This window comes from Caballeronia sp. PC1 (genome assembly GCF_021353155.1).
GTDB classification, from domain to species: Bacteria; Pseudomonadota; Gammaproteobacteria; order Burkholderiales; family Burkholderiaceae; genus Caballeronia; species Caballeronia cordobensis.
In genome coordinates this window covers 1,289,689-1,302,752 of sequence record NZ_JAJUBH010000001.1, presented here as the reverse complement: position 1 = coordinate 1,302,752, position 13,064 = coordinate 1,289,689, and the positions used below count along the sequence as shown (strand labels likewise).

Here is a 13,064-nt window from a genome sequence, read left to right as displayed (position 1 = left end):
ACAACATCGACCAGGAGAATCACAATGAATAAACCGTGGCTTAAGGCGATCACCGCGACGGTCGCGCTGTCCGCCACCGTCGCCGCGCTGTCGACGGGCGCGCAGGCGGCCGACGCGCCGGGCGTCGCGTTCGTCTATCTCGGCAATCCGGGCGATGCGGGCTGGACCTTCGCACACGACGCCGGCAGCAAGGAAGCCGAAGCGAAGTACGGCAGCAAGATCAAGATCACGCGCGTGGAGAACGTGCCGGAATCGGCGGACTCGGAGCGTGTGTTCCGCGATCTCGCGAACAAGGGCAACAAGGTGATCTTCGCCACGAGCTTCGGCTATCAGGATTTCGCGCTGAAGGTCGCGAAGGATTTCCCGGACACGATCTTCCTCACGGCGACCGGCTTCAAGAAGGCGAAGAACTTCGGCACCTATGACGTGCGCATGTATCAGGGCGCGTATCTCGCGGGCGTCGCCGCGGGCTATGTGACGAAGACCAACACGCTCGGCTTCGTCGCCTCGGTGCCGATTCCCGAAGTGGTGCGCAACATCAACGCGTACACCATGGGCGCGCGCTCGGTGAATCCGAAGGTCCACACGAAGGTCATCTGGATCAATAGCTGGTTCGATCCGGGCAAGGAAAAGCAGGCGGCCGAAACGCTGATCGGCCAGGGCGCGGACGTGCTCCTGCAGAACACCGACTCCAACGCGACGCTCAACACCGCCGCCGAGAAGAAGGTCTACGCGTTCGGCTGGGATTCGAACATGAAGAAGTTCGGCCCGAGCGCGCATCTGGGCTCGGTGGTCGCGCACTGGGGCGTGTACTACAACGACGTCATCCAGAAGGTCATCGACGGCAAGTGGAAGAACGACCCGGTATGGCTCGGCATTCCGCAGAAGGCCGTCGATCTCGAAGACCTGAACACCGGCGTGATTCCGGCGAAGGCCGCGCAGGCGGTGGCCGCGAAGCGCGACGAACTGCACACCGGCAAGTGGGATGTGTTCAGCGGCCCGATCAAGGATCAGTCGGGCGCGGAGAAGGTGCCGGCCGGCAAGACGCTCACCGATCCGGAATTGCAGCGCATCAACTGGTATGTCGAGGGTGTCGACGGCTCGTTGCCGAAGTAAGCGCTTTTCCGTTCCAAAGCAAAACGCGCCTCGCTTCGCAGCGAGGCGCGTTTTTTCATGACATCGGCAAAAGCGTCAGTCTTCGATGCGCAGTCCCACCTTGATCGTCACCTGCCAGTGCAGGATCTTGCCTTCCTCGACGTGTCCGCGAGTTTCCACCACTTCGAACCAGTGCATGTTGCGCAGCGTCTTCGACGCCTTCGAGAGTGCGACGCGCACGGCGTCGTCGCTCGATTGCGGCGAGGAACCAGTGAGTTCGATCTGCTTATAGACGTGTTCCGACATGGTGTTCTCCTTGTAGTCCCCGAGGGGATGTCCTTCGGGGCATGATGAATCGGCTCAGGCGGCGCGTCGTGCCGCCCGAAGAAGCATGCAATACCGATGCAGCAAGGCACGCGCCATCACGCTCGTCGCGCGTGGCTTCCATTAAAGGACAGGAAAGCGCCGGGGAATAGTCGGGGTTTGCGCGAAGCGCGCGAGCACGCGGCGAGCCTCGTGAGAGAGGCTCGCACGCATCCGGTACTGCGGGGAAAGGTCACGCAGGGATCAACGCAGCGGCCGCGAGGCGGCATCGCCCGCATCCTGGCGGCGGGCGCCGCGGCGTCTGCGCGCCGAAACCGTCGCGCCGAATTCGCTCAGGATCTGCGCGCGCGCACGGCTCGCGAACACGAGGAAACCGAAACCGTTCGCCTCGTACCAGTAGCCGCCGTTCTCGAGACCGTCGAGCGGCTGTTCGAGCGCATTGGTGATCGATTCGACACAGCGCCTGTGCAGCTCGTCGATGGCCGGATACGGCGGCTGCGCGCCTCGTACGCTGCACAGAAGCACATCGAGGCCCGGCAGCACATGCGCGTACAGAACCGGTTCGTCCTGCGCGCGAGCGCGGGCGATCTTCGTGTCTAGCTGACCAAATGGCTTGAAATGCCGAACCACGGCGAGAAAAGACTCGTCGCCGTCGGCCTTCACGCGTTTACGCTTTTTCGGGAAGGACATAAAAACTCGCCTGAAAAAGAATTGCAAGAAACGCAGCGTCCTCATGCGGCCACTCCCGTCTTGGCGCGCCGCACGTCGATCTTTTATAGCGCATCGATGTGATTAGGTCACGGTGAATCGGGCCTGACATTTTTCGTGACCGCTAAGCCGCCGGTGCACGTTGCTGGCGCACGATTCGTGCCGATGACCGTTTGGCGGCCCGCTTGGCATCCCTCTGAGCATCTATCCCAATAATAGTCCTGCTGCTACCCGCGCGAACAGCTTTCATGAAGAAAAAAGCGGGTGGGCGCACCGAGCGGGGCGGGGTGGCAATCTGGAAGACCCGCGCGCGCGGCGCGGGTTCCCGTGAATCGGGCGGTTTTGCCCGCCTAGACGCGCGGCGACTTCTTGAGTTCGTCGCGGATTTCGCGCAGCAGCAGCACGTCTTCCGGCGTTGCCGCAGGCGCCGTTTCGGCCGGCTTGCGCAGGTTGTTGATGAACTTGACCATCAGAAAGATGATGAACGCGAGGATGATGAAGTTGATCAGCGTCGTGATGAACGAGCCGTAGCCGAACACGGCGACGCCCGCGGTCTGCAGATCCTTGTACGAATCGGGATTGCCTTTGAAGGTCGGTGGTATCTGCCCCAGCTTGACGAAGAGATTGGAAAAGTCGAGCCCGCCGGTGGCGAGGCCGACGACCGGCATGATCAGATCCTTCACGACGGAGTTGACGATCGTCGAAAATGCGCCGCCGATGATGACGCCGACTGCGAGGTCCATGACGTTGCCCTTCAGGGCGAAGTTCTTGAATTCCTCAATCATGCTCATGCGCGGCTTCCTCCGGTTTTTTGGGTTGGACGTTGTGCTGGCTCGGACGGCAGCAAGGGCTATGCCATTGAAACACCCGCGAAACGCTGCACATCGCGGGCACCGTCAATGATAGTCAATTCGACTGCGGATCGCCCGCGCGCGTGCGCTGTGTCGCCGAAGCGATCGTCATGCCGCCGGCACGCGGCCCACGCTGATGGCCGCGCAAAAGGCGGCGTGGTCGGCGACCACCTGCGAGCCATAGCGCTCGGCCCACATCGCATAGGCCGCGTCGAGCCGGTCCGAATGCCCACAGTAGCCCGCGATGAGCGCGGCGTCGCCGGTGCGCGCGTGGGCGCGGGCGAGCAGCAGCCCGAGGCACCACGCGTAGAAATCGAAGGTCGCGCCATGCAGCCAGTCGACCGGGATCGAGCCGCGGATCTGCTTCATTTGACGTACGTAGAAATCGCGGCCGGCGATGGTGGTCCAGCCGAGCAGGGCGTCGGAGGAGCTTTGCATGAGCCGCTGCCCGTGCACGACGCGCCGTCCCTGATGCCGGTACGGCTCGTCGAGCGGCGGCACGAAGGGCGCGGCGGCGGGCACGATGCCTTCTTTCACCTGCATGAAAAGCGGATCGCCGAGCGCGCGCCCGACGAGCAGCACGAGATACGCGCGCGTGCCGACGCTGCCCACGCCGACGACGCGATGCGCGACATCCGCGACGTCGTAGCGTTCGAGCATCATCCGCCATTCGCCCGCGATGGTCTGCAAATACGCCTTGAGGCCATCGATCACATGATTTTTCTCGGCGGCGTCGAGCTTCGTGAGGATCGGCGGATCGACCTTGAAGCGATAGCTCTTGCCGGCGGGCTCCGCGATTTTCGCGAGCATCGTCGCGTGCGAGCGCTTCATCGCGCGCTCGACGGTCTTCTCGATGGTGGCTTTTTCCTCCGCATCGAGTTTCGTCGGCGCGTCCATGTGCAACGCGCTCGCATAGGAGCGCATCTGCCAGAGTTCGTAGGGGCTGACTTGCCAGAGCCCGTCCATCGTCGTGCGGTACGCCGCGCACGCCGAGCGCACTGCGCGCTCGCGTCCCGTCGCGTCCACGCCGTTTTCGCGCGCGGCGACATTGATGCTCGCAGTCAGCCGCTTCAGGTCCCATTCCCACGGGCCGACGAGCGTCTCGTCGAAATCGTTCAGGTCGAACACGACGTCCTGGCGCGGCGTGCGAAACAGACCGAAGTTATTGATGTGCGCATCGCCGTCGATGATCACGTTGTGCCCGATCGACGGCGACCTGGCCAGGTCCCACGCCATCACCGTCGCGGAGCCGCGCAGGAACGCGAACGGCGACTCCGCCATGCGTTGCATGCGCAGCGGAATCAGCCGCTCCTGACGGCCCGCGTTGCCCGCGAGCACGCGCTCGACCGGGTCGGGCCGGTCGGGCGCGGGCGTCCAGGCGCCGTGGGCGTCGAACGCGATGGCGTCGCGCAACGCGCGGCCGGCGGCACGGCTTGCTTCAGCCGTGCCGTCGACCGGGGAATTCGCGGAGGTGTCGGGGCGTGTGGACAAGGCGTCTTCTCCTTCGGCGGTGCGGAACGTGGCGGACAGTGCTCGGACGCCCAGCATTCGGCGCTCCCAGGCGGAACGTTTTACACTCGACGCGTCCGAAGCATGAGCGGCGGGGCGTCGCCCACGGCCCGGAGCGGATGACGCGCGGGCACGGCGCACGGGCATAAGAAGTGCTTCTCACGATCCGCCTGAAGCCCCGCAATGCCAACGTGCACTCCCGACGCCCGGTGCGTCATCCTATCGAAGACATCATCTCATGCCGAACGAACTCCGCATTGCCGAAGGCTCGCCGTTCCCGCTCGGCGCGACCTGGGACGGAAAAGGCGTTAATTTCGCGCTGTTTTCCGCGAACGCCACCAAGGTCGAACTCTGCCTTTTCGACGAAAAAGGCGAGAAGGAAACGCAGCGCATCGAACTGCCCGAATATACCGACGAAGTCTGGCATGTCTACGTGTACGGTCTCGAGCCCGGCACGGTCTATGGCTACCGCGTGCATGGCCCCTACGAGCCGGAAGCCGGGCATCGCTTCAATCCGAACAAGCTGCTGCTCGACCCGTACGCGAAGGCGCACGTCGGCGAGCTGAAATGGGACCCGGCCGTCTTCGGCTACACGCTCAATGCCGAAGGCGACGATCTCACGTTCGACGAACGCGACAGCGCGCCTTTCATGCAGAAGTGCCAGGTCGTCGATCAGACCTTTTCATGGACGCACCCCACGCGCGTGCGCGTGCCGTGGGAGCACACGATCTTCTACGAGACGCACGTGCGCGGCTATACCAAGCGGCATCCGGCGATTCCGGAGTCGATGCGCGGCACGTTCGAAGGGCTCGGACAGAAAGAAGTGGTCGAGTACATCAAGAGTCTGGGCGTGACATCGGTCGAACTGTTGCCGATTCACGCCTTCGTGAACGACAGCTATCTGCTCGACAAGGGCCTCACGAACTACTGGGGCTACAACACGATCGGCTTTTTCGCCGCCGATCCGCGATACTTCGCGCGCGGGCCGGGCGTCATCGCCGAGTTCAAGGAGATGGTGGACCGGCTGCACGAAGCCGGGCTCGAAGTGATTCTCGACGTCGTCTACAACCACACCGCCGAAGGCAACGAGCGCGGGCCGACGCTCTCGTTTCGCGGCATCGACAACGCGTCGTACTACCGGCTCATGCCGGAGGAGGCGCGCTATTACATCAACGATACCGGCACGGGCAACACGCTCAACCTCTCGCATCCGCGCGTCCTGCAGATGGTCACGGACAGCCTGCGCTACTGGGTGACGGAGATGAACGTCGATGGCTTCCGCTTCGACCTCGCGACGATTCTCGGCCGCGAGCCGTACGGCTTCGACGAAGGCGGCGGCTTTCTCGATTCGTGCCGGCAAGATCCGATTCTGTCGAGCGTCAAGCTCATCGCCGAGCCGTGGGACTGCGGGCCGGGCGGCTATCAGGTCGGCGGCTTCCCGCCGGGATGGGCCGAATGGAACGACCGCTATCGCGACACGGTGCGCGAGTTCTGGAAGGGCGACGAAGGCATCGCGCCGGAGCTCGCCACGCGCATGACCGCATCGGGCGACAAGTTCAACAAGCGCGGGCGCAGGCCGTGGGCGAGCGTGAACTTCATCACCGCGCACGACGGCTTCACGCTCAACGATCTCGTGTCGTACAACGAAAAGCACAACGCGGCGAACGGCGAGGACAACAACGACGGCCACTCGGACAACAAGTCCTGGAACTGCGGCGCGGAAGGCCCGACGGACGATCCCGAGATCCGCACGCTGCGCGAGCGCCAGAAGCGCAACATGCTCGCGACGCTGCTGTTTTCGCAAGGCACGCCGATGCTGCTCGCGGGCGACGAATTCGGCCGCACGCAGCAGGGCAACAACAACGCGTACTGTCAGGACGACGACATCAGCTGGGTCAACTGGGACATCGACGACGACGGGCGCGCGCTCACCGAATTCCTGCGCAAGCTGACGACCTTGCGTCACACGCTGCCGGTGTTGCGGCGCCAGCGTTTTCTCACGGGCGAGTACCACGAGGACTTGCAGGTCGCCGACGTGAGATGGCTCGGCACGACCGGCGATGAGCTCACGCAGGAGCAATGGGACGATCCGAACATGCGCTGCTTCGGGCTCGTCATCGACGGACGCGCGCAGGCGACCGGCATCCGCAAGCCGGCCTCGGACGCGACGCTGTTGCTGATCGTGAACGCGTATCACGACGTGGTCGATTTCACGCTGCCCGATATTCCGGGCCCGGACGAATGGATCTGCCTGATCGACACGAATGCGCCGATTCGCGAGGAGTTGCCGGAGTTCGGCTCCGACGACGTGTATCAGGTGACGGGCCGCTCGCTGCTGCTCTTCGCGCTCCAGCCGCGCGGCGCGACGAAGCGCATTTTCAAGCGGCTGGAAGAAGCGCTCACGGACGAGGTGCCGCCCGAAAGCGGGGCGGGTTGAGTCTCGGATCGGCAGAGCGACGCGCGCGACCGGTTATCATCTGGTTTTTGCGATAGCGACAGGAGGCGGCGCGAGCCGCCTTCTTTTTTTCCGATGCCCGTATCGATCACGCTTGAAACGACGCTTGAATCAGCGCATGAACGCGCCAGCGCGCGCGCGGCCGCAGCGGCATGATCCTGCACGCCATCCTGCGCGTCGCGGGCTGGGATCAGCTTGAGCGCATCTGGGAATTCGTCGTCGGCTTTTTCAAGTTTCTGTGGGCGTTGCTGCGCTTTCTCGGCGGCGGCGGCTGATGCGCTGATTTTCCTCGCCGAAACGACAAAGGCCCCGCGCAAACGGGGCCTTCGCATTCATGCTGGCGTGGAAAAGTCAGGAATCGCGCCAGCCGTCATCGTTGCTGCCGAGGTCCAGACCACCGCCGCCGCCACCGCCGTTGTCGTTCCAGTCGTTCGAGCCGCTGCCGAAGTCCAGGCCGCCGCCGCCGTTGTCGTTGCCGTTGCCAAAATCGAGACCGCCATTGTCGTTCGACGGACGATCCACAGGCACCTCACGCTCGATCACGCGATCCCTACCGTGCGACAACGCCTGTCCCAGCAGCACGCCGGTAAGCAGGCCGCCCATGCCGCCGCCGAACCCGCCGCCGCCTTGCTGGATGATGACGGGCGGCTGCTGGCCCTGCTGCGGCGGATAGGGTCCTTGCTGAGGATACGGCCCTTGCTGAGGATACGGCTGCTGCTGGTTGCGTCCGAAGCGTTCCGCTTCCTGCGCGTAGGGCGAACCGCCCGGCGCGCCGTTTTGCGCGTAATTCTGCGCGTTCGGGTCGGGCCGGCCATCGGCGCGCGCTTTCAGGCTCTCGACCTGATTCTCCAGGTCTTCGATGGCGTACGGCGGCACCGGATTCTTCGCGTTCGACAACGCCTCGACCATCTCGCGCAACTGCGTCTCCGCGCCTTCCACGTCGCGCAGCAGCGCTTCGTGACCCGGCGCCGTGGAGAGCCGCACGTCGAGCTTGAGCGTGCGCACGTCGTTCAGCAGTTCGGTCGCGCGCTTGAGCTGGGCGCGGCGGTCATCGTCGGCGCGGCCGTCGTCGCGCGTGCGGGCGCGGCGCAGGCCCCAGCGCAGCACGAATGCGATCGCCGCGATCAGCACCGCCAGACCGATCCACGCGCCCATGCCGAGGCCGTGGCTTTGCGGCGCGGGCGCGGCGGCCTGATTCTGATTGAACGGATTCTGCGTGACCGTGCCCGTCGTGCCGCGTGTCGTGCCGTTGTCGGAACGCGGCGAAATGCTGGCGCGCGTCGCGTCGGCCTGAATGCGGGCTTGCGTAGCCGCGAAGCGCGACGGGTCCGTGAAGCTCAGCGACGGATCGAGCGATTTCGCCTGCTGCAGATGCGAAAGCGCGTCACTGTAGCGGCCCTCGCGGTCGAGCACCTGGGCGTAGAGATAATGCGCGTGCGCGTTCTTCGGATGCGCTTCGAGCACTTCGCTCAACTGCGAGTCGGCCTTTTGCCAGTTGCCCTGCGTCATCGACTGCTCGACCTGCTGCGCGGTCGGCACGGCGAACGCGAGCGGGGAAGCGAGCGACAAGGACAACGCCAGAGCGGTCAACATCTTTTTCATGATACCGGCCGGACGCGATGAACGTCCGCCTCCTGTCGATGCAATCGTGTACTGCACAAGGTAGCGCATATTCGTGCGACGCGCCGCTCGCGAGGTAGTTCGCGGCGCGTGCCCGCTTTCCGATATCGGCCCTTACTGCGCCGGCGTGTTCAACTGCTTCTTCAGCGCTTCGAGACGATCTTCGACGGACGGCCCGCGATTGAGTTCGGCGAGCTTGTCGTCGAGTGCCTTGCCCGATTTCTGATCGGCCGAATTCAGGCGCGCATCCGAGCGCGCGTTGGCGAGCTGAACCTTGTCTTCGAGCTTCTGAAAATCTTCGGAAAGATTCTTTCCGCCGATGCCGCCGAGCGCCGTCGCGGCGGTATCTTTCGCGGTTGCGATCTGCTGCTTCGCCTGAAGGATGTTCGAGCGCGCGTTGAGGTCGTTGCGGCGCTGACGCATGTCGGCGATCTGCTTCTTCAGATGATCGACCGACGGCTCCAGCGTCTGCAGTTCGGCCGCGAGCGCGTCGCGTTCGGTTTCGGCGTTCGCCTGCGCCGCGAGCGCTTCGCGCGCGAGGCCTTCGTCGCCCGACTGCAGCGCGCGCTTCGCGCCGTCTTCGTACTTCTTCGCCTTGTCGTTGGCGGCGTCGCGCTTGCTTTGCTGCGTCGCGACCTGCGCTTCGATCTCGATGAGCGAGTTTTCCGCCTTCGCGATGCTTTCGTCGAGCTCGCGCACGATCTGGCGAGCGTCGCGCGAAGGGTCCTGCATGGTATCGGCGGCGTCGTTCAAGAGGCCTTTGACCGTGCGCGTGATGGAATCGAAAAGCGACATGTATTTCTCCTGGATGAAGACGGCGGGGTGCGCGCCCGCCTGCGTGCCACGCGGCTCGAATGTGAGGCGCAAGGCGCGAGATTGCAAGCGCGCAGTGCGACGACGCGCGCACCGGGTTTACCCGCTCATTAGATCATGCCGCGACTTAATCGGGACTTAATGAAGGTTAAGGAGTGTAACGACATGGACGTGCGATGCCGCGACGCGTCCCGCCGATGGCGTGAAGCACGGATGCGCTGCCGTCAGCGTCCGGAACGCGTGCCGTCGGTGAGCGAGGTGTCGTCGCCGGGATCGGTGTCGTGCTCGACTTCTTCTTCGGATGCAGCCGGCGCGGGATGCGAACGTGGCAAGCTGCGCGCCTGCGCTGCCCGCTTGGTCGCGCTCGCCGCCGCCTCGCGGGCCTCGCGCGCCGCGGCTTTCGCGGCGACGCTCTTGAGCGCGGCATTGAGCGCATCGGGTGCTTTCGGCGCGCGCAGGCGGTCGACGATGCCGGCCACCTTGATCTGCTCGCTCGTCGCGTTGAAGTTGAGCACCGCGCGCCGCATGAGTTCGCTCACGCTGATGCCGAGCGTGTCCGCCGTCTGGCTGATGGCCATCTTCTGCGCGGGAGTCACGAAAACAACGATGCGTTCGCTGGGTTTGGTCGTCATGAGCGGCTCGCAAACAGTAAGGCGATCGTAACGGCGATCGCGACTTCGGTTCATCAAACAACGGCACGACAGCGCAACGGCGGGCTCTCGCGGTGTGGCCGGGAACCTGCGATCCGTTCATCCATCATATCGGTTTGTGCGCGGACGTGGGTGTGGCCCACCCCGCATCACGCGCGATGAGCGTCGCGCAAAAAAGGCGCGCGTTCAACGACTTGGGTATTTTCTCATACGGTTGTCCACAAGGCTCTCAACACTTTCTGTGGGTAACTCCTCGAATCATGCCGATTCCACCGCCGCGCGTCATTTACTTACAAAAAATCTCCGGCGGTTTTGTAGTGGCGCCCCCGAATTCTTTAAAATGCCCTGTTACGCTCGGTGAAAGCCGGCCCGCTCATTTGCTCGTCCCGTCTTTGCAGTAGCGCCCACACGGCGCATCGCAGCGCGGCAGCGCGCGCGCTTCACGGCGCGCCAACGAACCCAGTCATGCCTATCATCAAACGACCCGACTCATCGAGATCCTCGCGGCACGATCGCGAACCCCGCTGGAACAGCCTCAACGATGCCAGGCACGCTGACGGCGGCGGACGCGATGGCAACGGCGGCAACGGCCGCGGCGGTCGCAATGGCGGCAACGGCCGTCATGACCGCAACGACAGAAACGATCGCAACCGCCGCTCGCCGTGGGCGCGCATCGCGCTGTGGTTCGGCGGCATCGCGGCCATCGGCGCGGTGGTCGGTGCGCTCATCGTCGGGTACGCGCTCGTCGTCATGGAGCCGAATCTGCCGTCGCTCAACGCGCTGATCGACTATCGGCCGAAGGTGCCGCTGCGCGTCTATACCGCCGACCACGTGCTGATCGGCGAATTCGGCGAGGAGCGCCGCAGTCTCGTGCGCTTTCAGGACATCCCCGATCAGATGAAGAAGGCCGTGCTCGCGATCGAGGATTACCGCTTTTACGATCACGGCGGCGTGGACTTCATCGGCATCCTGCGCGCGGGCGTGACCGATCTCATGCACGGCGGCGCATCGCAGGGCGCGAGCACGATCACGATGCAGGTCGCGCGCAACTTCTTCCTATCGAGCGAAAAGACCTATACGCGCAAGGTCTACGAGATGCTGCTCGCCTACAAAATCGAGCGCGCGCTCACCAAAGACCAGATTCTCGAGCTGTACATGAACCAGATTTATCTGGGCGAGCGCGCGTACGGCTTTTCGGCTGCGGCGCGCGTGTACTTCGGCAAGGATCTGAAGGACATCACGCTTGCCGAAGCGGCGATGCTCGCGGGCCTGCCGAAAGCGCCGTCCGCGTATAACCCGGTCGTCAATCCGAAGCGCGCGAAGGTGCGTCAGCAGTACATCCTGAAGCGCATGCTGGATCTGAACTTCATCACGCGCGCGCAGTACGATCAGGCCGCCGCGGAAGAAATCCATACGAAGTCGGGCGGTACCGAATACGGCGTGCATGCCGAGTATGTCGCCGAAATGGTGCGGCAGATGATGTACGCGCAGTACAAGGAAGAGGCCTACACGCGCGGCCTCACGGTCACGACGACGATCGATTCCGCCGATCAGGACGCCGCGTACAAAGCCGTGCGCAAGGGCGTGATGGATTACGAGCGGCGTCACGGCTATCGCGGGCCGGAGGGCAACATCAGCCTGCCGTCGAATGCGGACGACCGCGCCGAGGCGATCGAAGACGCGCTCGTCGATCATCCCGACAATGGGGAGCTCGTCTCGGCGGTCGTCACGGCCGCGAGCCCGAAGCAGGTGACGGCGCAGTTCGTCGGCGGCGATACGGCCAACGTTTCGGGCGAAGGCCTGCGCTTCGCGGCGGCGGGGCTGCGCAGCAACGCGTCGAAGGCGCTTGCGATCAAGCCGGGCGCGATCGTGCGCCTCACGCAGGACGCCAAGGGCAACTGGCAGATCACGCAACTTCCGCAGGTCGAAGGCGCGCTCGTGTCGATGACGCCGCAGGACGGCGCGATCCGCGCGCTCGTCGGCGGTTTCGACTTCAACAAGAACAAGTTCAATCACGTGACGCAGGCCTGGCGTCAGCCGGGTTCGAGCTTCAAGCCGTTCATCTATTCGGCCGCGCTCGACAAGGGCATCGGACCCGCGACCATCATCAACGATGCGCCGCTGTACTTCCCGGCGGCGGGCGGCGGCGACGCATGGGAGCCGAAGGACGACGACCAGCCCGACGGCCCGATGTCGATGCGAACCGGCCTGCAGAAGTCGAAGAACCTCGTGTCGATCCGCATCCTGTCGTATATCGGCACGAACTACGCGCAGGACTTCGTCACGCAGAAGTTCGGCTTCGACAAGGACAAGACGCCGCCTTATCTGCCGCTCGCGCTCGGCGCCGGGCTCGTTACGCCGTTGCAGCTTTCGGGCGCATATTCGGTGTTCGCGAACGGCGGCTATCGCATCAATCCGTATCTGATCGCCGACGTCGCCGATGCGCGGGGCAGCGTGATCTCGCGCGCGAGTCCGCTTGTCGCCGGCAGCAACGCGCCGCAGACGCTGGAGCCGCGCAACGCGTACATCATGAACAGCCTGTTGCATACGGTCGCGTCGCAGGGCACGGGGTCGGGCACCAACGTGCTCAAGCGCAACGACCTGCAAGGCAAGACCGGCACGACCAACGACGCGAAAGACGGCTGGTTCGCGGGTTATCAGAAGCAGCTCGTCGCGGTGGCGTGGATGGGTTACGACCAGCCGAAGACGCTCGGCAGCCGCGAGTTCGGCGCGCAGTTGGCGTTGCCGATCTGGGTCGAGTACATGGGACGCGCGCTGCGCGGCATTCCGCAGGAGCAGATGGCCAAGCCTGACGGCATCACGACCGTCGACGGCGAACTGTTCTACGCGGACCGCACGCCGGGCGCGGGCTTCGTCGCGAGCATCGGGCTGGATAACACCAACCCGATGGCGGGCGACGCCACCACGATGGGCGGCGTCGGTCCGGCGGGCATGCAGGCGCCGCCCGCGCCGCCAGTCACGACCGACGAGCGTAAGCAGATCATGGATCTGTTCAGCAAGCACTGACCGTCTGCTTGT

At 64.4% G+C, this 13,064-nt stretch carries 10 protein-coding genes and 1 pseudogene; 4 read left to right on the top strand and 7 right to left on the bottom strand.

Annotated features, from left to right (window positions below; genetic code table 11):
• Positions 1-24: 24 nt before the first annotated feature.
• Complete coding sequence (locus LY284_RS06245) at positions 25-1,116, top strand: BMP family ABC transporter substrate-binding protein (RefSeq protein ID WP_045450457.1); 1,092 nt, start codon at positions 25-27, stop codon at positions 1,114-1,116.
• Positions 1,117-1,191: 75 nt separating this feature from the next.
• On the opposite strand, the gene LY284_RS06240 is transcribed toward LY284_RS06245, so the two are convergent.
• The 4 genes from LY284_RS06240 to LY284_RS06225 form a co-directional block, all read right to left on the bottom strand.
• Complete coding sequence (locus LY284_RS06240; RefSeq protein WP_014191178.1) at positions 1,192-1,401, bottom strand: dodecin; 210 nt, start codon at positions 1,399-1,401, stop codon at positions 1,192-1,194.
• A 261-nt stretch (positions 1,402-1,662) separates the two neighbouring features.
• The gene (locus tag LY284_RS06235) at positions 1,663-2,154 is read right to left on the bottom strand and encodes a hypothetical protein (RefSeq protein ID WP_014191179.1); all 492 of its coding nucleotides are present in this window, start codon (positions 2,152-2,154) and stop codon (positions 1,663-1,665) included.
• 323 nt (positions 2,155-2,477) lie between these two features.
• The gene (gene mscL / locus LY284_RS06230; protein WP_014191180.1) at positions 2,478-2,918 is read right to left on the bottom strand and encodes a large conductance mechanosensitive channel protein MscL; all 441 of its coding nucleotides are present in this window, start codon (positions 2,916-2,918) and stop codon (positions 2,478-2,480) included.
• A 168-nt stretch (positions 2,919-3,086) separates the two neighbouring features.
• Positions 3,087-4,526, bottom strand: a complete 1,440-nt coding sequence (locus tag LY284_RS06225) for a DUF2252 domain-containing protein (protein WP_052485618.1) — start codon at positions 4,524-4,526, stop codon at positions 3,087-3,089.
• 199 nt (positions 4,527-4,725) lie between these two features.
• Here LY284_RS06225 and glgX point away from each other — a divergent pair, with 199 nt between their 5' ends.
• Positions 4,726-6,924 (top strand): glycogen debranching protein GlgX, encoded by a 2,199-nt coding sequence (gene glgX, locus LY284_RS06220; protein WP_045450458.1) that lies wholly within the window; start codon positions 4,726-4,728, stop codon positions 6,922-6,924.
• A gap of 170 nt (positions 6,925-7,094) precedes the next feature.
• Complete coding sequence (locus tag LY284_RS38600; RefSeq protein WP_255724164.1) at positions 7,095-7,217, top strand: hypothetical protein; 123 nt, start codon at positions 7,095-7,097, stop codon at positions 7,215-7,217.
• A 76-nt stretch (positions 7,218-7,293) separates the two neighbouring features.
• Here the strand turns inward: LY284_RS38600 and LY284_RS06215 are convergent, their stop codons facing one another.
• From LY284_RS06215 to LY284_RS39000, 3 genes and pseudogenes are all read right to left on the bottom strand, one after another.
• Positions 7,294-8,544 carry a tetratricopeptide repeat protein gene (locus tag LY284_RS06215; protein ID WP_045450459.1) on the bottom strand — a complete coding sequence of 417 codons (1,251 nt, stop codon included), beginning with the start codon at positions 8,542-8,544 and terminating at the stop codon, positions 7,294-7,296.
• A gap of 132 nt (positions 8,545-8,676) precedes the next feature.
• On the bottom strand, positions 8,677-9,357 hold the full coding sequence (locus LY284_RS06210; protein WP_014191184.1) for a PspA/IM30 family protein: 681 nt from the start codon (positions 9,355-9,357) through the stop codon (positions 8,677-8,679).
• 422 nt (positions 9,358-9,779) lie between these two features.
• Positions 9,780-10,007, bottom strand: a pseudogene (locus LY284_RS39000) (hypothetical protein); the annotation flags it as partial.
• Positions 10,008-10,490: 483 nt separating this feature from the next.
• Between LY284_RS39000 and LY284_RS06200 the strand changes: the two are divergent.
• Positions 10,491-13,052, top strand: a complete 2,562-nt coding sequence (locus LY284_RS06200; RefSeq protein ID WP_014191186.1) for a penicillin-binding protein 1A — start codon at positions 10,491-10,493, stop codon at positions 13,050-13,052.
• Positions 13,053-13,064: the final 12 nt, after the last annotated feature.